Origin of the sequence: Stenotrophomonas nitritireducens (assembly GCF_050984405.1) — a bacterium.
Classification (GTDB): Bacteria; Pseudomonadota; Gammaproteobacteria; order Xanthomonadales; family Xanthomonadaceae; genus Stenotrophomonas; species Stenotrophomonas nitritireducens_B.
The window spans coordinates 67,844-91,755 of sequence record NZ_CP158790.1 but is presented as its reverse complement, the minus strand read 5'-3'; the positions used below and the strand labels follow the sequence as shown (position 1 = coordinate 91,755).

General features: G+C 68.4%; 20 protein-coding genes. 10 read left to right on the top strand and 10 right to left on the bottom strand.

From position 1 onward, the window contains the following. The first annotated feature begins 196 nt into the window (after positions 1–196). The 4 genes from ABTV91_RS00440 (at position 197) to ABTV91_RS00425 (ending at position 7,923) form a co-directional block, all read left to right on the top strand. A complete protein-coding gene (locus tag ABTV91_RS00440; protein WP_433852687.1) occupies positions 197–1,462 on the top strand; it encodes an HlyD family secretion protein in 1,266 nt (421 codons plus the stop codon). A gap of 338 nt (positions 1,463–1,800) precedes the next feature. Further along, positions 1,801–2,754, top strand: coding sequence for a M23 family metallopeptidase (locus ABTV91_RS00435; protein WP_433852686.1), 954 nt, complete (start codon positions 1,801–1,803; stop codon positions 2,752–2,754). A gap of 41 nt (positions 2,755–2,795) precedes the next feature. Beyond that, complete coding sequence (locus ABTV91_RS00430; RefSeq protein ID WP_433852685.1) at positions 2,796–4,922, top strand: peptidase domain-containing ABC transporter; 2,127 nt, start codon at positions 2,796–2,798, stop codon at positions 4,920–4,922. Positions 4,923–5,226: 304 nt separating this feature from the next. After that, positions 5,227–7,923 carry a M16 family metallopeptidase gene (locus ABTV91_RS00425; RefSeq protein ID WP_433852684.1) on the top strand — a complete coding sequence of 899 codons (2,697 nt, stop codon included), beginning with the start codon at positions 5,227–5,229 and terminating at the stop codon, positions 7,921–7,923. A gap of 99 nt (positions 7,924–8,022) precedes the next feature. Here the strand turns inward: ABTV91_RS00425 and ABTV91_RS00420 are convergent, their stop codons facing one another. Beyond that, on the bottom strand, positions 8,023–9,615 hold the full coding sequence (locus tag ABTV91_RS00420; RefSeq protein ID WP_433852683.1) for a diguanylate cyclase domain-containing protein: 1,593 nt from the start codon (positions 9,613–9,615) through the stop codon (positions 8,023–8,025). Between the two features lie 111 nt (positions 9,616–9,726). Here ABTV91_RS00420 and ABTV91_RS00415 point away from each other — a divergent pair, with 111 nt between their 5' ends. Continuing rightward, positions 9,727–10,359 carry an NAD-dependent dehydratase gene (locus ABTV91_RS00415; protein WP_433852682.1) on the top strand — a complete coding sequence of 211 codons (633 nt, stop codon included), beginning with the start codon at positions 9,727–9,729 and terminating at the stop codon, positions 10,357–10,359. 51 nt (positions 10,360–10,410) lie between these two features. Here the strand turns inward: ABTV91_RS00415 and ABTV91_RS00410 are convergent, their stop codons facing one another. Then, complete coding sequence (locus ABTV91_RS00410; protein ID WP_433852681.1) at positions 10,411–11,169, bottom strand: SDR family NAD(P)-dependent oxidoreductase; 759 nt, start codon at positions 11,167–11,169, stop codon at positions 10,411–10,413. 487 nt (positions 11,170–11,656) lie between these two features. Here ABTV91_RS00410 and ABTV91_RS00405 point away from each other — a divergent pair, with 487 nt between their 5' ends. After that, positions 11,657–12,037, top strand: a complete 381-nt coding sequence (locus tag ABTV91_RS00405; RefSeq protein ID WP_433852680.1) for a hypothetical protein — start codon at positions 11,657–11,659, stop codon at positions 12,035–12,037. Positions 12,038–12,382: 345 nt separating this feature from the next. Here the strand turns inward: ABTV91_RS00405 and ABTV91_RS00400 are convergent, their stop codons facing one another. The 7 genes from ABTV91_RS00400 to pdhA form a co-directional block, all read right to left on the bottom strand. Further along, complete coding sequence (locus ABTV91_RS00400) at positions 12,383–12,769, bottom strand: VOC family protein (protein ID WP_433852679.1); 387 nt, start codon at positions 12,767–12,769, stop codon at positions 12,383–12,385. Positions 12,770–12,799: 30 nt separating this feature from the next. Continuing rightward, the gene (locus ABTV91_RS00395) at positions 12,800–13,432 is read right to left on the bottom strand and encodes a DUF998 domain-containing protein (RefSeq protein WP_433852678.1); all 633 of its coding nucleotides are present in this window, start codon (positions 13,430–13,432) and stop codon (positions 12,800–12,802) included. 31 nt (positions 13,433–13,463) lie between these two features. After that, positions 13,464–13,802, bottom strand: a complete 339-nt coding sequence (locus ABTV91_RS00390; RefSeq protein WP_433852677.1) for a hypothetical protein — start codon at positions 13,800–13,802, stop codon at positions 13,464–13,466. A gap of 266 nt (positions 13,803–14,068) precedes the next feature. Next, positions 14,069–15,472, bottom strand: coding sequence for a dihydrolipoamide acetyltransferase family protein (locus ABTV91_RS00385; protein ID WP_433852676.1), 1,404 nt, complete (start codon positions 15,470–15,472; stop codon positions 14,069–14,071). 1 nt (position 15,473) lies between these two features. Further along, the gene (locus tag ABTV91_RS00380; RefSeq protein WP_433852675.1) at positions 15,474–15,824 is read right to left on the bottom strand and encodes an SH3 domain-containing protein; all 351 of its coding nucleotides are present in this window, start codon (positions 15,822–15,824) and stop codon (positions 15,474–15,476) included. Position 15,825: 1 nt separating this feature from the next. Continuing rightward, positions 15,826–16,902 (bottom strand): alpha-ketoacid dehydrogenase subunit beta, encoded by a 1,077-nt coding sequence (locus tag ABTV91_RS00375; protein WP_433852674.1) that lies wholly within the window; start codon positions 16,900–16,902, stop codon positions 15,826–15,828. Then, positions 16,895–17,983 carry a pyruvate dehydrogenase (acetyl-transferring) E1 component subunit alpha gene (gene pdhA, locus ABTV91_RS00370; protein WP_433852673.1) on the bottom strand — a complete coding sequence of 363 codons (1,089 nt, stop codon included), beginning with the start codon at positions 17,981–17,983 and terminating at the stop codon, positions 16,895–16,897. The genes ABTV91_RS00375 and pdhA overlap by 8 nt, the downstream gene beginning before the upstream one ends. Positions 17,984–18,263: 280 nt before the next feature. On the opposite strand from pdhA, the gene ABTV91_RS00365 reads away from it, so the two are divergent. Beyond that, positions 18,264–19,121 (top strand): tryptophan 2,3-dioxygenase, encoded by an 858-nt coding sequence (locus ABTV91_RS00365; RefSeq protein WP_433852672.1) that lies wholly within the window; start codon positions 18,264–18,266, stop codon positions 19,119–19,121. 309 nt (positions 19,122–19,430) lie between these two features. On the opposite strand, the gene ABTV91_RS00360 is transcribed toward ABTV91_RS00365, so the two are convergent. Then, complete coding sequence (locus ABTV91_RS00360) at positions 19,431–20,375, bottom strand: GGDEF domain-containing protein (RefSeq protein ID WP_433852671.1); 945 nt, start codon at positions 20,373–20,375, stop codon at positions 19,431–19,433. 205 nt (positions 20,376–20,580) lie between these two features. Between ABTV91_RS00360 and ABTV91_RS00355 the strand changes: the two genes are divergently transcribed. The 3 genes from ABTV91_RS00355 (at position 20,581) to ABTV91_RS00345 (ending at position 23,911) form a co-directional block, all read left to right on the top strand. Beyond that, on the top strand, positions 20,581–22,071 hold the full coding sequence (locus tag ABTV91_RS00355; RefSeq protein ID WP_433852670.1) for a peptide MFS transporter: 1,491 nt from the start codon (positions 20,581–20,583) through the stop codon (positions 22,069–22,071). 10 nt (positions 22,072–22,081) lie between these two features. Further along, positions 22,082–22,678, top strand: coding sequence for a thioredoxin family protein (locus ABTV91_RS00350; protein ID WP_433852669.1), 597 nt, complete (start codon positions 22,082–22,084; stop codon positions 22,676–22,678). 114 nt (positions 22,679–22,792) lie between these two features. After that, entirely contained in the window at positions 22,793–23,911 is a 1,119-nt protein-coding gene (locus ABTV91_RS00345; RefSeq protein WP_433852668.1) for a hypothetical protein, read from the top strand. The last annotated feature ends 1 nt before the right edge of the window (position 23,912 follow it).

Here is a 23,912-nt window from a genome sequence, read left to right as displayed (position 1 = left end):
GCATGTCGCCAGGTCGAATATGCATGTCAGCGATATTGGCGCATTTGGTCATTAAGGCTGACAGATGTCCCATAAGCCCTGTCGTGCTTGATGTATGAACCGGCTGTGTCAACGGATGTGGCATGTACCGGGGCTTGCCGCATCGCTGCGGATGGGAAAGAGTCATTCCCGTCCGATAACGACGCATGGGGATGCAATGTCGCAACCGTTGTTCCGCGATGAGGTGCTCAAGGCCCGCCGCACCAGCTGGCTGGGCGGCATTTCGTTGGCGCAACCGCTGCGGCTTTGGGTATTGACGGGGCTGGCGGTAATGGCTGCTTCCGTCATCGTGCTGTTCGTTAGCCTGGGTACCTATACCCGGCGTTCCACTGTCACCGGGCAGCTGGTGCCGATGAAAGGACTGGCGACGGTCGTAGCGCCCGCCAGCGGCGTGGTAACGCGGCTGGATGTCCCCGAAGGCGGACAGGTCGCTGCCGGCGGCACGTTGGCGCTGGTCTCCGTACCGCGTGCCACCCAGGGCAGCGGCGATACACAAAGGGCGTTGGAACAACGCCTGCAACAACGACAGGATGGTTTGCTCGCCACGCAACAGGCCCAGCATGCGCAGTTGCAGGCGCAGGCGCAGGGCATCGCCAGTCAACTGGCGAACGCGCAGCGCGAACTGGCGCAGGTGGAGGCAGAAGTGGTCACCCGCCAGCAGCAGATCCGTATCGCCAGCGAAACCCTCGAACGCCTGCGCCGGCTCGAAGGCGGCCAGTTCGTGAGCGTGCTACAGATCAAGCAGCAGGAAGCGCTGGTGCTGGACTACACCGGCCAGATGCAGACCCTGCAGCGGCAGGCCATCGGCACCCGCCGGCTGATGGCGCAACTGCAACAGGCCCAACGCGAACTGCCGGGCCAGCAGCAGGCCAGCGACGCCGGTTACCGGCGCGATCTGGCGCAACTGGAACAGGAGCGGGTGCAGACGCAGGCGAGTGGGGCGCTGCTGGTAAAGGCGCCGGTAAGCGGTGTGGTCGCCACGCAGATCGTCAAGCCGGGACAGGCGGTGCAGGCCGGCCAACCGTTGCTGAGTCTGTTGCCGGGCGACGGAAAGCTGGAAGCCGAGCTGCTGGTGCCCAGTCGCGCAATAGGTTTCATCGCTCCCGGCGATACCGTGCTGCTGCGCTACCAGGCGTTTCCGTACCAGAAATTCGGTCACCAGAAGGGACGGGTGGCGCGCATCAGCCGCAGCGCATTGAGCAGTGGCGAACTGGGGGCATTGATAGGTAATGCTCAGCAAAGCGAACCGCATTACCGCATTACCGTTGCGCTGGCACAGCAGGCCATCACCGCCTATGGCAAGCCAGAGTCGCTCAAGCCCGGCATGTTGCTGGATGCCGATGTGATGGGGGAGCGGCGTAGATTGATTGAATGGATACTCGAGCCGCTGTATTCGCTCTCCGGCAAAATTGGCAATGGGTGATTCTGCCGGAGACAACAAGATTGCCGGGTGTGCCTCGGCTAATTAGGCGCAAGTGCGCCATCTATAGAGGGTGTAGGTTATGCGAGAGATTAATTCTGTCGAGATCGATGAAGTTTCCGGAGGCAAGGGGGGGAGCATTGTTGATAAGGTGGTGGAGGTGGCGGAGACTGTGGTCAATGGTGTAGTGGCCATTGTTGATCGAGTTGTAGATGCTCTTGTTGGTGATGATTCTGCTCGATCTGGTACGACCAGTTGCGCTCCGGGACAGGATCTTCGTCAGACCTCGAACGGTCCTGAATGCGTGACCCCGGGTGGCAAGTAATCTGAAATTTCGACTTATGAGGACTGCTGCCTGTGCGGCAGCAGTCCTTGCTTTTATTTTTCTTTTTGCAGGGTCATGTTGGGCTATTTATCTGACGTGGTGGGAGATGGACGAGTGGCGGTATGTGGATGCCGCTTGTTTGATTGATATGCGCAATAGATCGGAAAGAGATGGCGTATTTAAGTATCGGACCTTGGAGTCTATTGGTGGAGCGCGTTGGGAGTTGGATGTAGGGCCGGTAAACTACGATATGTGGTTCGTCCACGGAGAGACCTCGCCGGGGGTTTTTCCGGGGCTGGCTGGAGGCAAGGTTGTCCACTTGGAAAAGGGTGGGCGAATGGCTTTTCTTTCTAATTCCTTTGATGGTGGTTCAAATTATCGGCCATTTTCATATGAGTATTCTTATTCGATTGAGAGTGGTTTAAGTGGGAGCGTTGATGCCGGAGTTGAAGTCGCGTTTCCTGTGCGCGGTGAGAGCCGGGTGATGCAATCTGCAGCTGATGGCGCTGCGCGGAACTACTTTGGCTTTAAGGACTGGCCAAGATCACATGCGTCCTTGGCGGATATCAATGCGATTGATGTCATGGCTCCTCAGGGGACGGAGATCTTTGCCGCAGCCGCCGGGACTGTGGTGGAGGTGAGTCAGGAAAATCGTGATTTGGGCTGTCGCGGGGATATTTATTCGGCGCTTTCAAATTTGATAATAATTCTTGGTGATGATGGGTTTCAGTACGTTTATGCTCATGTGCAAAAAAATTCTTCGTTTGTAAAGATTGGGGACAGGGTTGGTGTGGGGCAAAAATTGGCCCTTATTGGAAGAAGTGGCGGATCGCGTGAGGCGCATCTGCATTTTTCGGTACAGACGATGTTGGATCGAGGAGGCTTGGCTTCAGTCCCACTTTCTTTTGTTGCATGTCGCGGCGGCTATGCGGGGGGGCGGGTGCGAAATGGAGTGGTGAGGTGCGAATAGGTATGGCTTGGATGATGGTGTTGGGGTGATTCGTTTCCTATATGTCTAGATATCACACGATTATTCAGTCCGAAGCTGCAGAATGTGGTGTCGCCTCAATAGCGATGATCGCCTCAGCCCATTGCCTGCACCTTGATCTGCCGGAGTTGCGCCGCCGTTTCCCGTTGTCGCTCAAGGGAGCAAAGCTGTCTCATCTGATTCAGATCGCCCAGCAGTTGGATTTTTCCACCCGTCCGCTGCGGTTGGACATGGAAGACTTGGGCAAGCTGAAACTGCCCTGCATCCTGCATTGGGATTTGAACCACTTCGTCGTGCTGGCCAAGGTGCGTCGCGGCAAGATCACGATTCTCGATCCGGCCATTGGCGAGCGGGTGTTATCGCTGGCCGAGGTTTCCGAACATTTCACCGGCGTGGCGCTGGAGCTGTCCCCGAGCGCTGAGTTCAAGCCGCGGAAGGCGGTGCCGGCGATCACCGCGCGGCAGTTGACCGGCCCGGTGCGGGGTCTGTGGCGGGCGCTGGGGCAGATCCTGCTGCTGTCGGTGGCCTTGCAGGTGTTCGTGGTGCTGGCCCCGTTCTTCATGCAGTGGGTGGTGGACCAGGTGCTGGTGTCGGCCGACCGCGACCTGCTTACCGTATTGGGGCTGGGCTTCGGCCTGGCACTGCTGTTGCAGATCGGCATCGGCCTGCTGCGCGGCGTGGCGGTGGTGCATCTGTCGTCGCGCTTGGGCTTGCAATGGATGGGCAATGTGTTCGCGCATCTGCTCAAGCTGCCGCTGGACTTCTTCGAGAAGCGTCATCTGGGCGACGTGACGTCCCGCCTGTCGTCGGTACAAGCCATCCAGCGCACGCTGACTACCAGCTTCGTGGAAGCCCTGATCGATGGCCTCATGGCGGTGGTCACGCTGGGGCTGATGCTGGTCTACAGCTGGAAACTTGCGCTGGTGACCATGCTGGCGGTGGTTCTATATGCCGGCATCCGCGCACTGGCCTACCGCCCGCTACGCGATGGCACCGAGCAGCAACTGGTGGCCGGGGCGAAGCAGCAGACGCACCTGTTGGAATCCTTGCGTGGCATGCAGAGCGTGAAGGTCGCCGGCGAGGAATCGCGGCGGCGCAGTACCTACGACAATTTGATGGTAGAAACGGTCAACAAGGACGTGAAGCTGGCGCACTTGGGGCTGGGTTTCAACGGTGCCAGCCAGCTGGTGTTCGGCATCGAGCGCATCGCGGTGATCTGGATCGGCGCGGTGCTGGCGCTGGGTAATGTATTCTCGGTGGGCATGTTGATCGCCTACCTGGCCTACAAGGATCAGTTTGCCGGGCGTATGAGTGCTTTGATTAACAAGTGGGTGGAGTTCCGGATGCTGCGCCTGCACGGCGAGCGCCTGGCCGATATAGTGCTTACGCCGCCGGAGGAGGATCACGCGCTGCCGGAGGCGCTGCCGCCGCAGGACGTACGCATCGAAGTGCGCAACCTGTCCTTCCGCTATGCCGAGGGCGAGCCGTGGGTGCTGCGCGATTGCAGTTTCAGCATCGCGCCGGGCGAGTCGGTGGCGATCATCGGTGCGTCCGGGTGCGGCAAGACGACGTTGGTCAAGCTGCTGCTGGGCCTGCTCAAGCCCAGCGAAGGCAGCATCCACGTCGGCGGCCACGACCTGCACAGGCTCGGCGCGCGGAACGTGCGCGCCATCGTTGGCGCGGTGATGCAGGACGACCAGCTGTTCGCCGGCAGCATCGCCGACAACATCGGCTTCTTCGACCCCGAGTTCGATCTTGAGCGTGTCGAGCAGGCGGCACGGCTGGCGGCGGTGCACGACGATATCGCCGCGATGCCGATGGGCTACCACGGCCTGATCGGCGACATGGGCAGCTCGCTTTCCGGTGGGCAGAAACAGCGCATCATCCTGGCGCGCGCGTTGTACCGGCAACCAAAGCTTTTGTTCCTGGACGAGGCGACCAGCCACCTGGACGTGGGCAACGAGCAACTGGTCAATGCCGCGATTCGGCGCCTGAACGTCACCCGCGTGATCGTCGCCCATCGCCCGGAAACCATCGCCAGCGCCGATCGCGTGCTGGTGATGGAACAGGGCCGGATCGTGCAGGAGCTGCGTCAACAGGCTCCGCGGGGAGCGGAGGTAGCGGAACCCGAAGAAGCAGTGCCGGCGTAGCAGGGCGCATTCGTGCATGACGATGCCTCATGTCCACATGCCTGTTCGCAATGGATGCAGGCGAATGGCGATGTGGCCGCATGCCTGTGGCACAGGCGAGCGATGACGTCGGTGATGCTGTCAGTTCCGACAGTTGCGCACACGTGCGCGTTCCGGCTCAAATCGTCGGGTTTGCGGCGCATGCGCGCCATGCAGTGAGTGCCGGTGGAGTGTAGGCCGGCGTGTTGTATCGATCATCAGACAAGGGGAAATGATGCTGAAGCTGTCTTCCTGCGCCCTGAGCGTAGCGCTTTCGTTCGCGTTGATGCCGGCGGCGTATGCCAAGGGCGGGCCCGCGGCGCTGCCGCGCGCCGTGACGGCCGGGCCGTGCGTCGAGGGCATCTGCGAGTACCGCCTGCAAAATGGCCTGCGGGTGCTGCTGTTCCCCGATGCGAGCAAGCCCACCGTCACCGTCAACCTGGTCTACGGCGTGGGCTCGATGCAGGAGAACTACGGCGAGACCGGCATGGCACACCTGCTGGAGCACCTGCTGTTCAAGGGCACGCCGAAGCATCCGGACATCCCCGGCGAGATGCAGCAGCGCGGGGTGAACAAGAACGCCACCACCTCGCTGGACCGCACCAATTACTTCGCCTCGTTCCCGGCCAACGACGACACGCTGGACTGGCTGCTGGCGCTGGAAGCGGACCGCATGGTCAATTCCCGGGTCGCCAAGGCCGACCTGGACAGCGAGATGACCGTCGTCCGCAACGAGATGGAAGCCGGCGACAACAATCCCGCCGGCGTGCTGATGAAGCGCATGCGTTCGGTTGCCTACGACTGGCACAACTACGCCAACCTGCCCATCGGCGCGCGGTCGGACGTGGAGAACGTGCCGATCGGCAACCTGCAGGCGTTCTACCGCACCTGGTACCAGCCGGACAACGCGCTGCTGATCGTGGCCGGCCGCATCGACGCCGACAAGGCGCTGGCGCGCGTGGCCGCGCATTTCGGGCCGCTGAAGAAGCCGGCGCGCGTGCTGCCGGCGTTCCATACCGTCGAGCCGACCCAGGACGGCGAACGCGAGGTGACGGTGCGCCGCACCGGCGATCTGTCGCTGGTGGCCACCACCTACCACGTGCCGGCGCTGGCGCAGGCCGACAGCGCGGCGCTGGCGTTGCTGGGCAATGTGCTCGGGCATACGCCCAGCGGGCGCCTGCACAAGGCGCTGGTGGAAACCAAGCTGGCGGCGGGCGCGGGAGCCGGCAGCGGGAGCATGCGCGATCCGGGGCTGTTCAACGTGATCGCGGTGCTGCCCAAGGACGGCGACGCGGCCAAGGCCGAAGCCGAGCTGCTCCGGCAGGCCGAAGCCATCGCGGCCCGGCCGGTGACCGGGGAGGAAGTGGAGGCGGCGAAACAGCGCATCGCCAACGACCAGGAAAACCTGCTCAACAATGTCAACGCGGTGGCGATGGCGTTGTCGGAGTACCAGGCGGCCGGCGATTGGCGCCTGCTGTTCGTGCAGCGCGACGCCATTGCCAGGGTGACGGCCGCGGACGTCAACCGCGTGGCCGCGGCCTACCTGAAGCCGAGCAACCGCACGCTGGGCCGGTTCGTGCCCACCGATGCGCCGGACCGCGCCGAGGTTCCCGCCGCGCCGGCGATCGCCAGCGTGGTCGACGGCTACACCGGCCGGGCGGCGGTGGAGGCGGGCGAGACGTTCGAGGCGACGCCGCAGAACATCGCCGCGCGCACGCAGACCTTCACCCTGGGCGAGGGCCTGAAGGTGTCGCTGCTGCCGCGCCGGACGCGCGGGCAGACGGTCACCGTCAACGCCAGTTTCGAGTTCGGCAACGAACAGGCCGTCACCGGGCGCGACATCGCCGCGCAGTGGGTGGGATCGATGCTGCTGCGGGGCGCGGCGGGGCAGAGCTACGAGCAGCTCGTCGCCCGTTTCGATGCGCTCAAGACCGAGGCATCCATCGGCGGCAACCTGCAGGGCGCGCAGATCCGCCTGGCCGGCAAGCGCGAAACCCTGGCCGAGGCGCTGGCGCTGGCCGCGCAGGTGCTGCGCCAGCCGGACTTCCCGCAGGACCAGTTCGAGCAGCTGCGCCTGCAGACCATCACCGGCATCGAGGCGCAGCGCAAGGAGCCGGGCATGCAGGCGTCGATGGCCATGGCGACGTACTTCGATCCGTGGCCGGCCGGCCATCCGCTGCACGCCGATTCACTGGACGAGTCGTTGGCCAAGCTCAAGGCGTTGAAGCTGGAAGACCTGCGCGCCTGGCACCGCGATTTCTACGGGACCGCCAGCGGCCAGATCAGCGTGGTGGGCGACTTCGACCCCGATGCGCTGAAGGCGCAGCTGCAGGAACTGTTCGCCGGCTGGAAGTCGCCAGCGCCCTACGCGCCCATCGCCACGCGCTACCAGCCGCGCGCCGCGCACCGCGAGAGCTTCACCACGCCGGACAAGCCCAACGCGGTGCTGCTGGCGCGGCAGAACGTGTCGCTCAACGTGGCCGACGCCGACATGCCAGCGCTGAGCATCGCCGTGGACATCCTGGGCGGCGATCCGCTCAAGTCGCGCCTGGCCGACCGCATCCGCCAGCGCGAAGGCCTGAGCTACGGCGTGAGCGCCGGCCTGCGCGCGGACGACAGCCGTGTCGGCCGCGACGACAACGGCAGCCTCACCGTGCAGGCCATCGCCGCGCCGGAGAACATGGGCAAGGTCGAGACCGCATTGCGCGAGGAACTGTCGCGGCTGGTGGCCGACGGCGTGACCGCGCAGGAAGTGCGCGATGCCGTCGCCGCGCGCATCGTGCAGCGCGAACAGTCGCGCGCCAGCGATGCCGCGGTGGCCGGCCTGCTGCAGGGCCTGCTCGATTACGACCGCACCATGGCGTTCGTGATCGAGCGCGACGCGGCCTACCAGGCCTTGACGGTCGAGCAGGTCAATGCCGCGATCCGCAAACACCTCAAGCCGGAGAGCCTGAGCGTGTTCGTGGCCGGCGACTTCAAGTAACGCCGCTTCAAGCAAAGGGATGCCAGGGCGGCCACGTGCCGCCCCGGTCGTAGCGATGGAGGCGCGTCCGCGGGGCCGCGGTCCGTGCCGGCGGCGGGGTCAATCGGCGTTGCCCACCCGATCGCGGCCGGCCTGCTTGGCCGCGTAGAGCGCGCGGTCGGCGCGCTGCAGCAGGGCGTCGGCGGATTCGCCGGCGCGCCACTGCGCGATGCCCGCGCTGAAGCGCACATGCACGCGCTGGCCGTCGTGCAGGAACGGCCGGTGGGCCAGGGCCTCCTGCAGCCGGCGCAGCTGCGCGTCGGCCTGTTCCTGCGGCATGCCGGGCAGGATCAGCACGAACTCGTCGCCGCCCAGGCGTGCGACGTGGCCGTGGCTGCCCAGCCGCGTCTGCGCGGTCGCCACCAGGTGGCGCAGGGCATGGTCGCCGCCGGCGTGGCCGTAGTCGGCATTGGTCTGGCTGAAGTGGTCCAGGTCCAGCATGGCGACGCTCAGCCGCGCCTGCGGGTTGGCCATCGCGTCGGCCAGCTGCTCCTCCAGCCCGCGCCGGTTCAGCGCGCCGGTCAGCGGATCGGTACGCAGCTGGCTGCCCGCTTCCTCGAGTTCGCGTTCGAGCTGCTGCACGCGCTGCTCGGCCGCCATCGCCTCGGCGCGCGCGCTGGCCAGCCGGTCGCGCGCGCGCAGCGCCTGCGCCTGCAGCCGCGCGGTGTCCTGCAGCACGTTCTGCAGCAGCTGGCCGAGATCGGCGATGCTGCGCGCCTGGCGCACGGTGGCCGCGTAGCTGGCGATGCGGTCGTGGTACTCGCCCGTCTCCGAGGCCATGCCCTCGACCTGTTCGACGAAATCGACCATCAGGTCGCGCATCGCCGCCTTGGATTCCTCGATGCCCTGCTTGAGCACGCCCTGCCGGTAGATCACCTCGCGCAGGTCGCTGCGGGTGCGCTCGAGCGAGGTGCGGTCCAGCGGCCCGGCCAGCATCTGCCGCACGTTGCCGATCTGGCCGTGCAGCCAGCTGCCGCCGTCGATCAGCTCGGCGATGTTCTGCAGCAGCAGATCGAACAGGTTCAGCAGCAGGTCGTGCTGTTCGTGCAGCACGTCGTTGCGCACGCCGACCTGGTGGCAGAGTTCGCGCAGGTGCTGCTCCACCGGCTCCAAGGGTTGCCCGGCGCGCCAGCCGCGCAGTTCCTCGCCCATGCGCCGGGCCTGGGCTTCCAGTTCCGGCGCCTGCTGCAGCAGGCTGGACAGCACCGCGCCGAGGGTATTGCGCAGCATGTCGCGCAGGCGTTCGGCCTCGCTGTTGCCACCCGGCGCGGCACCCAGGTCGATGGTGCGGATGTACTTGTCGATCAGCTGGCGCAGCAGGCGGCCGTAGCGCTCCCATTCCTGGCGGTCGTGCGCGCTCTGCAGCAGGCGGCCGAGGTCGCCCAGTTCGCCGGGCAGGGTGGACATGCCCTCGGCGAAGGCGTGCAGCAGCGCTTCCGGTCCGTGGGCGCTGCCGAACACGCGCTGCAGCGGCGCCGCGCCGTGTCCGTGCGATGTCTTCGCCTTTGCCGCATCTGCAACCGGAGCCGGAGCCGGAGCTGGAGCCCGGGCCGCGGGAGCGGACGGCGGCGTGTCGGCCATGGCCTGGCGGCGTGACAGGATGCGCCCCAGTCCGGCAGGCTTGGGCGGCGGTGTGTCGGTGCTGTCGGCCATCGCGGGGCGGTTCCGGGCGGGAGGCGCGGCCGGGCCGCGGGCGGGGATCGATGTCCCATTATCGGCGAGGTGGATGCCGGCTTGAACAGCCCGGCGCGGAGGAGGAACGACATGCGCGTACTGCTGGCCGGCGCGACCGGACTGGTCGGTTCACAGGTCCTGCGGCTGCTGCTGGCCGACCCCCGCTGCTCGGCGATCGTCGCCCCGGTCCGGCGGCCGCTGGCGCTGCACGCGCCAAGGCTGATCGCCCCGGTGCTGGATTTCGAGCGCCTGCCGGAGGACGCGCCGTGGTGGCAGGTGGACGCGGCGATCTGCGCCCTGGGCTCGACCCTGCGCCAGGCCGGTTCGCGCGAGGCGTTCGGGCGCATCGACCACGATTACCCGCTCGCCATCGCGCGCGCGGCGCGGACGCGGGGCTGCGCGGTCTTTGCGCTGAACTCGGCGATGGGCGCCAACCCGCGTTCGTGGTTCTTCTACAGCCGGGTCAAGGGCGGGCTGGAGCGCGACCTGCGCGCGTTGGGCTTCCCTTCGCTGGCGCTGGTGCGGCCGGGATTGATCGGCGGCGAACGCGCCGAACCGCGGCCGGGCGAACAGGCCGCGGCGAGGGTGCTGGGCGCGCTGGCGCCGGTGCTGCCGAAGGCATGGCGCATCAATCCGGCCGGGCGCATCGCCGACGCTTTGGTGGAAGCGGCGCTGGCGCCGCAGCCGGGCGTGAGGGTGATCGGGTCGGCGCAGCTGGTGTAGGCGCGGCGCGCGCCGGCCTGTCGCACGCCGGGTCGGACGGCGCGTCGCCGCTCAGGCCGGCAGCGACTGGCCGCCATCCACGGCCAGCACCTGCCCGGTGATCCAGCGCGCGGCGGGCGAACACAGGAACACCGCGGCCGCGGCCACGTCGTCGGCGTCGCCGAAACCGCCGAACGGAATCCGGTCACGGATGCGCGCGTACAGCGCCGGCTCGGCGGTGCGGCGCTGGTCCCACAGGCCGCCGGGGAACTCGATGGAGCCCGGAGCGATGGCGTTGACGCGGATGCGTTCGCGCGCCAGCTCGGTGGCCAGGGTGACGGTGTAGTAATCCAGCGCCGCCTTGGCGGTCGAGTAGGCGGTCGCGCGCGGCGTCGGCATGCGCGCGTTGATCGAGCTGACGTTGAGGATGGCCGGCGCCGCGCTGCGCCGCAGGTAGGGCAAGGCCAGGCGGTTGGTGCGCACGGCGGCCATCAGGTCGATGTCGAAGCCGGCCTGCCAGCTGGCGTCGTCGTCGCCGTTGCCGAAGCCGGAGGCGTTGTTGACGACGATGTCGATGCCGCCCAGCGCGGTCGCGGCCGCCTCTACCCAGGCCTCGATCCGCGCCGGATCGGCCAGGTCGCAGGCCTGCACGTGCACATCGGCACCGCCGGTCCGCAGCGTTTCGCGCGCGCGTTGCAGCCCGTCGGCGCCGCGCGCGCACAGGCTCAGCCGCGCGCCCTGCCGCGCGAACGCGGCGGCGATGGCCAGGCCGATGCCGCGGCTGCCGCCGGCGATCAGGACGCGGGCATCGCCCAGGTCGGTAACAGGCATCAGGGTTCTCCGCAGGGACAGGCGGGCATTGTCGCGCAATGGCCGCGGCCTGCTTCAGGAAAAGCCCCTCTCCCACCGGGAGAGGGGTTGGGGAGAGGGGGGGCGACGCCTTCGAGCACGACGCGGAAGCGGTGGCCGGTCGTTGCTTTCATCACCGCCAGCGTTTGATGAGGCCTGCGCGGCGCGCGCCCAGCGCTTCGCGCAGGGCCGTTGGCCCCTGGCAGGCACGTTCCGTCGCCGGAAACGCGGTTTCGTCGCATGGCCGCTTCCGTCGGCGCGCCGCCCGGCTATCCTCGCCGCAGTTCCGCGCACAGCCTTCTTCGATGCCCAGGACCCTGTTCGATCGATCATCTTTCGTCCTGTGCGTTGCCAGGGGGGTTGATGGTCGGGAGTTTCCGTACCCAGGCGCTGCAACGCGCGTCCGGAGCATCGCGGCGAAGCCGTGGCGGCTAATGGTTGTTCAAGCCCATGTGACCGGAGCAATGCCATGACCACGATAGTCTCCCTGCCCCGATTGGTCGTCCTGCTGCAGTTCCTGGTGATGTTGTCCGGCTGTTCGGCGGGCGGCACCACCTTCACCAGCGAGGTGGATTCGGATGCCGAAACCCTGAGCAGCAGGGTCCGCGTGCAGGATGGCGTGTCCCGCTTCGAATGCCGCGCCAGCAGCAGCGGCCGGTGCTACTACACGCTGTACTCCCATGCCTGCAACGGCAAGGCCGACTGCAGGCTCGCGCCGCTGCGGCACTTCGCGGTGGCGCGTGGCGACAGCAGGCAGATCGCCGGGCTCAGCGATTTCCGCCCGTGCGTGAGCGCCCGGAACGTGAGGGTGGGGGCGGATTGTCAGCCTGCCGCAAGCGTGGCGCGCTGATGTCGCTGCGCCGCTTCCTGCGCCCGCTGCCGAAGGTATTGCTCTGGCCAGGTATCGCCGTGTGGCCAAGGCCATGGGCGTGCGCAGGAGGAATGTCGCCGTACAACCACGTGGCAGCTTCCATTCCGGCTGCTACGTTCACATCCCGGTCCGTTGCACCGCGATGCCGACCAGGATGGTGCGGACGTGGTCGAAAGGACGCACCTCAGGCGACTTCGCCACACACCGACGCGACGCGCGCAGGGCTGGCTTCGAGCGCAAACGCATCGCCGAAGCTGGACCGATTGATGGTGTCGTCGCACAGTTCCGGGAGCGCGATGCTGCGACCCTCAACCTGCGCGCGGCCTATTCCCAGGTCGTGGCGGGTCGCCCGTCGTCGGCCTGCTTCATGCGCACCACGCAGAAGCGGTGGCCGGTGGGCGCTTCCATCACCCACCAGCGTTTGACGAAGCCGATGCGGCGCGCGCCCAGGGCTTCGAGCCGGTCGGCCTCGGCGTCGATGTCGTCGGCCTCGATGTCCAGGTGCACGCGCGAAGGGTGGCTCACCCGCTGCACTTCGACGTGCAGCCCGCCCGGCGCATCGCGCAGTTCGGCGTACTGCGCGCCGTCGGTATCGGTCTCGGCCGGTCGGGACGGAAGGCCGAGCGCCGCGCTCCAGAACGCGGCGGCGGTGTCGCTGTCGGTGTCCTGGCAATCGATGATGAAGCCGGCCAGGCGGCTGCGATGGGCCATGGGAGCGCTCCTGCGTCGGGAACGGCGAGCTTACGTCCGCGCCGTCGAAGCGCGTGTGTACGCGTCGCCGCGCACCGCTCCGCCGAGGCGCCACGCGGCGGCGCACAGCGCGCCGTAGACCAGCCATTCGGCCAGCCGCTGCAGCAGGCCGCGCCAGGGCGCAAGTCCCGGCGCGGCCATCAGCACGAACAGCAGCAGCCACGCCGCCGCCAGCACGAACCAAAGCAGGCGGAAGCCGGTGCGCAGGCGTGGCGCGGTCGCCAACAGCAGCAGGCCCAATGCGGTTCCGCCGTAGGTGAACACGCCCAGCAGCGTATGCAGCTGCTGGCTGGCGCTGCCGCCCGCCGGGCAGCCGAGGTCGCAGGGCGCCAGCGCCGAGCCGATCCAGGCCAGCGGCTCGCACAGCAGCAGCCAGTAGCCGAAACGGCTGGCGCCTTCGACGGGCGCGAAGCGCGCGGTGGCGACCAGCAGCCAAGCGGCGATCAGCCCCACCGGCACGAAGCCGGCCAGGCCGATCAGCCGCGCATGCGCGCTGCCGCTGGCGCCCAGTTCGCTGATGTACTGCGCCAGGTGCGAATAGCCCGGCTTGAGCAGCCCGCCGCCGAACAGCATGCCGAGGTAGACCAGGGCGAACAGCACGACGATCCGGCGGGGATGGCGCATGGCGGCTTCCGGGTGCGAGGGTTGCGCCGGATCAGCGCGGGGCGTTGGCAAGAAACAGTTCGACCTTGCCGCAGGACGGGCAGGCATGCAGATCGAATTCCTCGCGGTTGACCAGCAGTTCGCCGATGCCGCCCAGCAGGAACGGCATGGCCTGCGAACCCTCGTGGAAGCGCTTGCGACCGGCGTACACCAGGCGCGTGCCGGGGCAGCGCAGGCAGTCGAGCAGGGGCGGCGGCCAGGTCCGCGCATCGGCGTTGTCGGGCCGGAAGGCCGGGTCGGCGCTGCCATCGGCGCGCGTGCCGCATTTCCAGCATTGCTCGAAACCGTCCTCGTTGCTTTCCCTGCAGTTCTGGCAGATCCAATGGGTCATGGCGGTATCGGGTGGAGACGATTCCGCATCGTAGCTCGACAGGGCTTCGCCGCGATGGCCGGAGTTTCAATCGATGCGCTTCCCGGCAGCACCGGGCCGGCGACACGAAGGCCGCCCCCGCGGAACCCGGCAACAAGGAATCGCCGGGAGCGATTCCTGACATCGCGTGTCGATGGCCCGCAGGGTTGCCGCCATGGAGGGCGGCAACAAAAAAAGCCCGCATCGCTGCGGGCTAAAGTCTTGCTGCAGAACATCCGCCGTCGGCGTCAGTTCGGCCTGGCCAGGTCGTCGATCAGCACGCGCAGGAAACGCGCGGCTTCGCCGCCGGTGCAGGCGCGGTGGTCGAAGGTGACCGACAGCGGGATGACCTTGTGCGTTTCCACGCCGCCCATCACCGGCGTCACCTGGAAGCGGGCGCGGCCGGCGGCGACGATGGCCACGCACGGCGGCACCACCACCGGGGTGGCGTAGCGGCCGGCGAACATGCCGAAGTTGGACAGGCTGATGGTGTAGCCGCTCAGTTCCGACGGCGCGATGCTGCGGTCTTCCACCTGCTGGCGCAGGCGGTTGATGCCTTCGCGCACGCCGCGCGCGTCGAGCATGTCGGCGTTGCGCAGCGCCGGCACGAACAGGCCGTCGTCGGTGTCCACGGCGATGCCGATGTCCACCTGCGCGTGCAGGGTGCGGGTGAGGTTGTCGCCGTCGAACCAGGCGTTCATCGCCGGCACCGCCTGGCAGGCGGCCACGATGCCGCGCACCAGGCGCGAGGTCATGTCGTTGCCTGGCGCCCAGGCATGGATGTCGGCGTCGTCGGTCAGCGTGGTCGGCACGACCTTGCTGTGCGCATCGGCCATCACCCGCGCCATGTTGCGGCGCACGCCCTTGAGCGGTTCCGGCTGGCCCTTGGCGACCACGCCCGGAGGCGCGGTGCGCATCGGCTTGCCGGCGGCCGAGAGAGGCGTGCGCGCGGCTTCACCCCTTCCACCGCCTGCGGGGGAAGGTGCCCGCAGGGCGGATGGGGGAGCGCCCTCACCCGGCGCACGCTGTGCGCCGACCTCTCCCGCATGCGGGAGAGGTGCGCCGACGCGGGCGGTGCCGGCTTCTGCCGCCTGCTTCACATCGTTCATCGTCACCGCGCCGTCGGCGCCGGTGGCGCGCACCCGCGCCAGGTCCACGCCGAGCTTGCGCGCCATCGCGCGCACCGCCGGCACCGCCTTGACCCCGCCCACGGCCACGGCCTGTTCGGTGTGCACGGCGTTGGAGCTGACCATCGCGCCGACCACGGTGCCTTCGTCGGCGCGTTCGGCAGCGGCGGCGGCAGGCGCCGGGGCGGGAGCCGCCGCGGGCGTCGGCGCCGGCGCGGCCGCAGCCGGGGCGCCGTGGTGATGGCCGGTGTCCTGGCCTTCGGCGCGCTGCGGCAGGTTCGGGTCGATCTCGAACTGGGCCAGCATGTGCCCGGTCACCACGATGTCGCCGGCGGCGCCGGCCAGCTTCAGTACCTTGCCGGAAACCGGCGAGGGCACTTCCACCACGGCCTTGGCGGTCTCCATCGACACCAGCGGCTCGTCCAGCTTGATCACGTCGCCTTCCTTGACGAACCACTCCACGATGGTCGCGTCCGGCAGGCCTTCGCCCAGGTCGGGCAGGTTGAAGTTCTTGGTCTGGCTCATTTCAGGGGGTTTCTTCCAGTAGTTCCAGGTCGCGTGCCGGCAGCCAGCCGAGCGCGCCGTTGGCGCGTTCGGCCCACCACCAGCCGCCGTGTTCGTGATGCAGTCGCACCATCTCGCCGCTGTCCACGTCCAGCTCCTGCGCGGTGTAATCGCGCAGCGCTTCGGCGCGGCCGTCGCCGAGCACGCGCAGCCACGCCACCGGCGCCCAGCCGGCGCGGCCTTCGGCGGTGCGCACCCAGGCGAAGTCCGGCCATTCCTCGTCGCGCACGCCGAGCTGGACGATTTCCCCGGCGCGGAAGCGCAACGGCACCGGGTACTGGCTGCGGTAGGCGCTGAGCAGTCGCGCGCGCATGTCAGCCCGCCGCCACCGCGCGCCTGGCCGCCGCCACGATCCGCTCCACGCTCGGCAGGTACTTCATTTCCAGGCGGAACAGCGGGATGTGGGTGTCGTAGCCGGTGACGCGCTCGACCGGCGCCAGCAGGTCGTACATCGACTCCTCGGCCAGGCGTGCGGCGATCTCGGCGCCGAAGCCGGCGGTCTTGGGCGCTTCCTGCACGATCACGCAGCGGCCGGTCCTGGCCACCGATTCGGCGATGGTGGCGAAGTCCAGCGGGCGCAGCGTGGCCACGTCGATGACTTCGGCGCTGATGCCTTCGCCGGCCAGCTTGTCGGCCGCTTCCAGCGCTTCCTTGACCTGCGCGCCCCAGGCCACCAGGGTCACGTCGGTGCCGTCGCGCAGCACGAAGCACACGTCCAGCGGCAGCGCCTCGCCGTCGTTGGCGACCACTTCCTTGTACTGGCGGTAGATGCGCTTGGGTTCCATGTAGATCACCGGATCCGGCTCGCGGATCGCGGCCAGCAGCAGGCCGTAGGCGCGCTGCGGGCTGGACGGCAGCACCACGCGCAGGCCCGGCACGTTGGTGAAGATCGCCTCGTTGGCTTCGCTGTGGTGTTCCGGCGCGCGGATGCCGCCGCCCCACGGCACGCGCAGCACCATCGGGCAGTGCAGGCGGCCACGGGTACGGTTACGCAGGCGCGCGGCGTGGCAGATGATGTGGTCGACCATCGGGTAGACGAAGCCGTCGAACTGGGCTTCGGCCACCGGCTTCATGCCCTGCGCGGCCAGGCCGACGGTCAGGCCGGCGATGGTGGTCTCGTCCAGCGGGGTATCGAGCACGCGCTGCGCGCCGAACTGCTGCTGCAGGCCGGCGGTGGCGCGGAACACGCCGCCGTTGACGCCCACGTCCTCGCCCAGCACCAGCACCGACGGGTCGTGTTCCATCTCCCAGGCAAGGGCCTGGGTCACGGCTTCGATCAGGGTGATGGGAGTGGCGGTCATGGGGGTTTCTCCGCTGGCGCCCGCGGCGCCGTGGTCGCTGACGGGATCGTGGCCGGCGTGCGCGCCGGCGCTGCGCTTCATGTCATCCATGGCGCTGCTCCAGGGCGATGGCGGCGGCGCGCTGGGCCAGCAGGTCCGGCGGCGGATCGGCGTACAGGTAGTCGAACATGGCTTCCACCGGCTGCACCGGGCAGTTGAGGTAGGCGTTGACCTCCTCGTCCACGCGCGCGCCGCATTCGGCGATCCAGTTCCTTTCTTCTTCCTCGCTCCATACGCCCTGCGCGGTCAGGTACTTGCGCAGGCGGATCAGCGGTTCCTTCAGCCACGCGGCCTTGACCTCGGCGTCGTCGCGGTAGCGGCGGGCGTCGTCGGCGGTGGTGTGGTCGGACAGGCGGTAGGTGAGGAACTCCAGCACCGTGCCGCCCTGGCCGGACAGGGCGCGCTCGCGCGCCTGCTCCATCGCCGCCAGCACCGCGATCAGGTCGTTGCCGTCCACCTGCAGGCAGAACAGGCCGCCGGCCAGGCCCTTCTGGGCCAGGGTTTCGGCGCCGGTCTGGGCCGCGCGCGGCACCGAGATCGCCCAGCCGTTGTTGACCACGCACAGGATCAGCGGCAGCTGGTAGGCGCCGGCCGAGTTCACCGCGGCGTAGAAGTCGGTCTTGGAACTGCCGCCATCGCCGCACACGGTCACCGCCACCTGCGGCTTGCCCTGCAGCTTGAACGACAGCGCCGAACCGGCCGCGTGCAGGCACTGGGTCGAGATCGGTACGCAGATCGGGAAGTCGCGCGCCGCGTCGCTGCTGCGGTCGTAGTCGCTGCCGCGCTCGTCGCCGCCCCAGTACATCAGCACGTCGCGCGGGCGCACGCCGCGCATGAACATCGCGCCGTACTCGCGGTAGCTGGGGGCGAACACGTCGCCGGGCTTCATGGCCGCGCCGATGCCGACGTGGGCCGCTTCATGGCCCAGGCAGGAGGCGAAGGTGCCGAGCTTGCCGGTGCGCTGCAGCGCCACGGCCTTGGTGTCGAACACGCGGGTGGCCAGCATCTGCCGGAACAGGGGCAGCAGCGCGCGCGCATCGCGCAGCGACGGCGGCAGGTCGTCGCGCACCAGGGTGCCGTCGGCATCCAGGTACTGCAGGTATTCGATGTGGAACTGGGCGGAAACCGTCATTGCAGCAACACCTTGGACAGATGGTTTCAAATGATAGGAATTGCGCATGGTAAGGACTCGGCGCGAAAAAGCCGTCCTGCGCCGCAACACGAAATTCCGCGCGCCGGCCGATCCGCGGCCGGGACGGCGCATGGATGCAGCGCATTCAGCCGGTCGTGGCGGCCGCGGAGGGATTGTCGCGCCGGTTGCGCCTGCAAGTGTTGGCATTCCGTTTGCGCGGGAGCGGCGGCGCCCCGCCGCGCTGCGTTACCCTTTGCGCCCCGCGCAGATGGCAAGGCCGATGACCGTAGAACAGAACCAGCGTGAGCTCGAAGCCGGTATCCACACCGACCTGCACGGCAGGCTCACCTATGGCGGCTACCTCTGCCTGGACCAGCTGCTGTCGGCGCAACAGCCGCTGTCCAATCCGCCGCACCACGACGAGATGCTGTTCATCATCCAGCACCAGACCTCGGAGCTGTGGCTGAAGCTGCTCGACCACGAACTGCGTGCGGCCATGGGGTTCCTGCAGCGCGACCAGGTCTGGCAGTGCCGCAAGGTGCTGGCGCGCGGCAAGCAGGTGCTGCGCCAGCTGACCGAGCAGTGGTCGGTGCTGGAGACGCTGACCCCGTCGGAGTACATGGGTTTCCGCGACGTGCTCGGCCCGTCCTCGGGCTTCCAGTCGCTGCAGTACCGCTGCATCGAGTTCCTGCTGGGCAACAAGAACGCGGACATGCTGCTGGTGTTCGGCCACGACCCGGCCGGGCAGGCGAAGCTGCGCCAGGCGCTGGAGGCGCCGAGCCTGTACGAGGAGTTCCTGCGCTACCTGGCGCGTTTCGGCCATGCGGTGCCGCCCACCTACGAAGGCCACGACTGGACCCTGCCGCACGTCAGCGACCCGGCGCTGCGCCCGGTGTTCGAGAACATCTACCGCGACACCGACCGCTACTGGCGCGAATACTCGCTTTGCGAGGACCTGGTGGACCTGGAGAGCCAGTTCCAGCTGTGGCGCTTCCGCCACATGCGCACGGTGATGCGCATCATCGGCTTCAAGCGCGGCACCGGCGGCTCCAGCGGCGTGGGCTTCCTCAAGCAGGCGCTGGAGCTGACCTTCTTCCCGGAGCTGTTCGAGGTGCGCACCAGCATCGGCGTGGCGTAAGCGCGCCGGAATGCGGCCCTTGTAGCCCCTCTCCCCGCGGGAGAGGGGTTGGGGTGAGGGCTGGGGCGAAGCCCCTCGCAGCAACAGCGGCCTTGGTCGTTCCCTCGGAAGCATGCCGACACGTTCGTCATCGCGGCCGAGGTTCCTCGCGGCACGGCCGTGCTCCTGGGTTCCCCTCCATGCCTGGCTTTCGTGCTGCCTCGTCAACCTGCCCACGGGCAAGGCGCCGCAACCGCTATTCCCGCGCCTTCCTACACGCGGTTCCGCCGTACCGTCCGGCCTCCCTCCCAGCCAGAGAGGAAGGAATGCTCAGGCCGCCGGCTCCAGCTCGCCGATCACCGTGCAGTTGCGGCCGGCGTGCTTGGCCCGGTACAGCGCGCGGTCCACGGCGTGCAGCTGTTCGCGCGGCAGGCGCGCCTGCCGCACGGCGATGACGCCGGCCGAAAAACCGGGCGTCAGCCGGGCGCCGGTGTTCGGCAGTTCGATTTCGGGCATGCCGGCGCGGATGCGCGCCAGCAGGGCGTCGGCCTGCGCCGCGTCGGTGTCGGGCAGGACCAGCAGGAATTCCTCGCCGCCGTAGCGGCCCAGGAAATCCGCCGGCCGCATCCGCGACTGCGCGTGGCGCACGAACCGCCGCAGCACCTCGTCGCCGGCGTCGTGGCCGTGGCCGTCTTTGATCAGCTTGAAATGGTCCAGGTCCAGCAGCACCAGCGCGTAGCCGCGCCCTTCGGCGGGCAGGCGGACGCAGGCGTCCTCGAGCGCGGCGAGGATGCCGCGCCGGTTCAGGGTGCCGGTGAGTTCGTCGGTGCGGGCCACGCGCAGGGCGATGTCCCGGTCCAGCCACGCCTGCCGTTCCTGCCCGGCGTGCGCCGAATAGGTCACGTCGGCGGCGACGGTCAGCATCCAGCCGTCGGCCTCGATGACCTCGGTGATCCACAGCCAGCGGCCGTCCTTCAGGTCCACCTCGAACGCGCGGAACGGCTGCTTGCCGCGGCGCGACAGGGCGGCGGTCAGCCATTTCTCGAAATCGTCGGTGTGGGCGAGGGGGCCGCCGGGGTTGTCCTGGTTGCCGCGCATCATCTGCGCCCAGCCCACCGCCTGGCCGGGCTCGACGCCGAAGGTCCGGCGGAAGGCCGGGTTGGCGTACCGCAGCACGTCGCCGGCGTCGAACAGCGCCACCAGCAGGCCGCTGCCGGCCAGCAGGTCCAGCAGGCGCACGCCGTGAATGCCCAGCCGGCCCGCGTCGTCGTCCATCCCGGCCTCGTCCTGCATCAACTGCCCGACACGATACCGCGCGCGGGCGGACACCGGCAGGGCCGGCCGGCGCCTGTTCAGGGCATTGGTTGCAGATGAGCGAAATTTGACGCCGGGCCGGGCCGTCGGTGATCCTCCCCGCGCCCCGGCCCGCGCCGGGGTCCGGCTTTTTTCACCGTATCTGCCTTAACAGGGGGAACCCCGCATGAGCGCTGCCGCGCCGAATTCCGCAACGACCCCGGCGCCCGTGCCGGAGTTCAAGAACCTCCTCGGTCACCCGCGTCCGCTGTGGATGCTGTTCATGACCGAGTTCTGGGAACGCTTCGCGTTCTATGGCATCCGCTGGGCGCTGGCGCTGTACATCGTCGCCCAGTTCTCCGAAAGCCAGGCCGGAGCCAGCAAGCTGTACGGCGCCTACCTGGCGCTGGTCTACGCGGCGGCGCTGTTCGGCGGCTTCGTCGCCGACCGCATCATCGGCTACCAGCGTTCGATCCTGATCGGCGCGGCGGTGATGTCGCTGGGCCTGTTCCTGATCGCCATTCCCGACGACCGCGTGTTCCGCATCGGCCTGGCGACCATCATCGCCGGCAACGGCCTGTTCAAGCCCAACATCTCCAGCATGGTCGGGCAGCTGTACGGGATCAACGACTCCCGCCGCGACTCGGGCTTCACCATCTTCTACATGGGCATCAATGCCGGCGCGCTGGTCGCCCCGGTGCTGACCGGCATCTTCGCCGACAAGCTGTTCGGCACCGAGGCCATGCCGGCCTACAAGTACGTGTTCATCGCCTCGGGCATCGGCATGCTGATCAGCCTGGTGTGGTTCTGGATCGGCCGCCGCCAGCTCGGCAGCGTCGGCGCCGCCCCGGCCGGGGCCGGCATCGGCCGCACCATCGCGGTGCTGATCGGCGCGCTGGTGGCCGTGCCGGTGGCCTACGGCCTGCTGTCGATCGACGCCGGCATCCTGGGCTGGATCCTCGGCGCGCTGTTCACCGTGCTGTGCGTGATGATCCTGGTCGAGGGCGTGCGCGAGGGCAAGATCGCCCGCGACCGCTCCATCGCCATGCTGATCATCTTCGTGTTCAACGTGCTGTTCTTCATGTTCTTCGAACAGGCCGGCAGCTCGTTCAACTTCCTGGCGCAGAACATCGTCAACCGCGACCTGTCCGGCTGGATGTTCCCGGTGGGCTGGTTCCAGTCGGTGAACTCGGTGGCCATCCTGGCGCTGGGCCCGGTGTTCGTGTGGCTGTGGACCGCGCTGGGTTCGCGCAACCCGTCGATCCCGCGCAAGTTCGGCCTGGGCCTGATCTTCAACGGCCTGGCCTTCGCGCTGCTGATGTACGCGCTGTCCTCGCTGGTCGACGACGCCGGCAAGATCCCGTTCTGGACCCTGTTCATGGTCTACGTGATCCAGACCGTGGGCGAGCTGTGCCTGTCGCCGATCGGCCTGTCGATGACCACCAAGCTGGCTCCGGTCAAGGTCGTCGGCCTGGCGATGGGCGGCTGGTTCCTGTCCACCGCCATCGGCAACAACCTGTCGGGCATCTTCGCCGCGGTGGTCAGCGGTGAAAGCGGCATGACCGTCGAATCGGCCCTGAAGGGGTATACGTTCGGCTTCTGGTCGCTGCTCGGCGCCGGCGTGCTGCTGTTCCTGATCGCGCCGCTGGTGCAGAAGCTGATGCATGGCGTGAAGTGAGGAAGCAACGATGAAGCGGATGTCCGGTGGAATCTCCCTGCTGCTGGCCGCAGCGCTGGGCGGCTGCTCACAGCCGCCGGCGCAACCGGCGGAGAAGGCGCAGCCGCTGGACACCTCCGAGCAGAAGGCGCCGGTGGCCGACACCAGCCAGCCGGTCGCCTCGGGCAATACCCCGGCCGCGGCGGACATCGCCGCCGTGGCCGCGCTCAACGCGCAGTTCGACCCGGCGCGCGACCCGGTCGCCGATCTGGAGACGGCCAAGGTCGAGGCCCAGCGCGGCGGCAAGCGGATCGTGCTGGACGTGGGCGGCGAGTGGTGCTCCTGGTGCCACCTGATGGACGCCTTCATGGAAGGCGACTCGGAGATCCGCCGCTTCCGCGACGCCCACTACGTGTGGATGAAGGTCAACTACAGCGAGGACAACGAGAACGCGGCGTTCCTGTCGCGTTTCCCGGCCATCACCGGCTACCCGCACCTGTTCGTGCTCGATGCCCAGGGCCAGCTGCTGCATTCGCAGTTCACCGGCGAGCTGGAGAAGGGCAAGGGCTACGACCGCGGAAAGTTCTTCGCCTTCCTCAAGGAATGGGCGCCGCCGCCTTCGCCCTGAGCGGGCGATGTGACGAAAACGGCGCCGTTTGGCGCCGTTTTCGTTCGCGGGCTTCATTTCCGCCGCCGGTGGCCGCTAACGGGAGCATTCCCATGCTCGCGGGGTCCGTTCCCCATGCCGTTTCCTTCCGACGCCACTCCCGATGCCGCCGTCCAGGCCGCCGCCGACGCGGCGGGCACCGGCCTGCCTACGGTGGATGCGCTGATGGACGAGCAGCCCGCCGCCGATGGCGACGGGCCGCCGCCGCGCTACCGCCTGCCGCAGGCCGCGGTGCCGCCGAACATCATGCTGCAGGCGGCGGTGACGCGGCTGGTCGAGCAGAAGGAGCGCATCGACCGGCTGGCCCGCGAAGGCCTGCTGGACGGCCTGTTCCCGGCCGAATGGAGCGCGGTGCCGGGCAACGAGCTGCGCGCGTTCGTGGCCTCGGTGGTGCCGTTCGCCTCGGACAGCGTGCGCGGCGAAACCATCGCCGCGCGCGTGCCGCTGAAATACCTGTTGGGCCAGTCGCACCGCTGGGGCAGGGACGACGTCGCCGAGCCGCGCTCGCTCAGCGCGTTCCTGGCCAGCGACGAGCGCGCCGGCGCCGGCGCGGCCGACGCGGCCGAAGTGATGCTGCTGGGACCGCTGGGGCTGGGCTGGGCGCAGGTGGGCCGCAGCCGGGTCGGTTTCCTGCGCGCGATGGGGGCCGAATCGCTGGCCGCGCGTGTCACCGCGCTGCCGTATCCGGCGCCGGAACAGCTGGCGCTGTACCACGTGACCGTGGCCGGCGCGTCGCAGGTGTGGTGCGTGCTGGACAACCGCCGGCTGCGCGCGCTGTCCGCGCCGTCGCTGACAGTCCCGCTGCTGACCGCCTATGGCGTGGCCGCGCCGCAGCCCTGGCCGGCGCAATGGCCCGACCCGGTCGAGGTGGATGCGGAAATCGGCCTGGCCCGGTCCGGCAAGGGGGCCCACGAGGTCGACCTGGTCAGGCTGGTGGACAGGATCCAGCGCAGCCGGGCCGGCGAGGCCTGGAGCAGCGCGAGCCTGATGCAACTGCATACCTGGGTGCCGCGCTGGCGCTTCTTCCTGGCCTCGTTCATCGGCCTGCCGGTTGCGCTGCTGCTGATCGCGGCGCTGGCCCTGCCTGGCCGCGTGGAGGCGGCCGCGGTGGCCGCGGCGCTGGGTTTCGCCGGCGGCGCCATCGCCGCGCTGGCCGCGCCGTGGATCTATGCCCGCCGCAAGTTCCTGAGCTGAG

What these genes read in the sequence shown, in the direction of transcription:
- ABTV91_RS00440 (WP_433852687.1), top strand. Translation starts at nt 197, where the DNA reads ATGTCGCAACCGTTGTTCCGCGATGAGGTGCTCAAGGCCCGCCGCACC.
- ABTV91_RS00435 (WP_433852686.1), top strand. Translation starts at nt 1,801, where the DNA reads ATGAGGACTGCTGCCTGTGCGGCAGCAGTCCTTGCTTTTATTTTTCTT.
- ABTV91_RS00430 (WP_433852685.1), top strand. Translation starts at nt 2,796, where the DNA reads ATGTCTAGATATCACACGATTATTCAGTCCGAAGCTGCAGAATGTGGT.
- ABTV91_RS00425 (WP_433852684.1), top strand. Translation starts at nt 5,227, where the DNA reads ATGCCGGCGGCGTATGCCAAGGGCGGGCCCGCGGCGCTGCCGCGCGCC.
- ABTV91_RS00420 (WP_433852683.1), bottom strand. Translation starts at nt 9,615, where the DNA reads ATGGCCGACAGCACCGACACACCGCCGCCCAAGCCTGCCGGACTGGGG.
- ABTV91_RS00415 (WP_433852682.1), top strand. Translation starts at nt 9,727, where the DNA reads ATGCGCGTACTGCTGGCCGGCGCGACCGGACTGGTCGGTTCACAGGTC.
- ABTV91_RS00410 (WP_433852681.1), bottom strand. Translation starts at nt 11,169, where the DNA reads ATGCCTGTTACCGACCTGGGCGATGCCCGCGTCCTGATCGCCGGCGGC.
- ABTV91_RS00405 (WP_433852680.1), top strand. Translation starts at nt 11,657, where the DNA reads ATGACCACGATAGTCTCCCTGCCCCGATTGGTCGTCCTGCTGCAGTTC.
- ABTV91_RS00400 (WP_433852679.1), bottom strand. Translation starts at nt 12,769, where the DNA reads ATGGCCCATCGCAGCCGCCTGGCCGGCTTCATCATCGATTGCCAGGAC.
- ABTV91_RS00395 (WP_433852678.1), bottom strand. Translation starts at nt 13,432, where the DNA reads ATGCGCCATCCCCGCCGGATCGTCGTGCTGTTCGCCCTGGTCTACCTC.
- ABTV91_RS00390 (WP_433852677.1), bottom strand. Translation starts at nt 13,802, where the DNA reads ATGACCCATTGGATCTGCCAGAACTGCAGGGAAAGCAACGAGGACGGT.
- ABTV91_RS00385 (WP_433852676.1), bottom strand. Translation starts at nt 15,472, where the DNA reads ATGAGCCAGACCAAGAACTTCAACCTGCCCGACCTGGGCGAAGGCCTG.
- ABTV91_RS00380 (WP_433852675.1), bottom strand. Translation starts at nt 15,824, where the DNA reads ATGCGCGCGCGACTGCTCAGCGCCTACCGCAGCCAGTACCCGGTGCCG.
- ABTV91_RS00375 (WP_433852674.1), bottom strand. Translation starts at nt 16,902, where the DNA reads ATGGATGACATGAAGCGCAGCGCCGGCGCGCACGCCGGCCACGATCCC.
- pdhA (WP_433852673.1), bottom strand. Translation starts at nt 17,983, where the DNA reads ATGACGGTTTCCGCCCAGTTCCACATCGAATACCTGCAGTACCTGGAT.
- ABTV91_RS00365 (WP_433852672.1), top strand. Translation starts at nt 18,264, where the DNA reads ATGACCGTAGAACAGAACCAGCGTGAGCTCGAAGCCGGTATCCACACC.
- ABTV91_RS00360 (WP_433852671.1), bottom strand. Translation starts at nt 20,375, where the DNA reads ATGGACGACGACGCGGGCCGGCTGGGCATTCACGGCGTGCGCCTGCTG.
- ABTV91_RS00355 (WP_433852670.1), top strand. Translation starts at nt 20,581, where the DNA reads ATGAGCGCTGCCGCGCCGAATTCCGCAACGACCCCGGCGCCCGTGCCG.
- ABTV91_RS00350 (WP_433852669.1), top strand. Translation starts at nt 22,082, where the DNA reads ATGAAGCGGATGTCCGGTGGAATCTCCCTGCTGCTGGCCGCAGCGCTG.
- ABTV91_RS00345 (WP_433852668.1), top strand. Translation starts at nt 22,793, where the DNA reads ATGCCGTTTCCTTCCGACGCCACTCCCGATGCCGCCGTCCAGGCCGCC.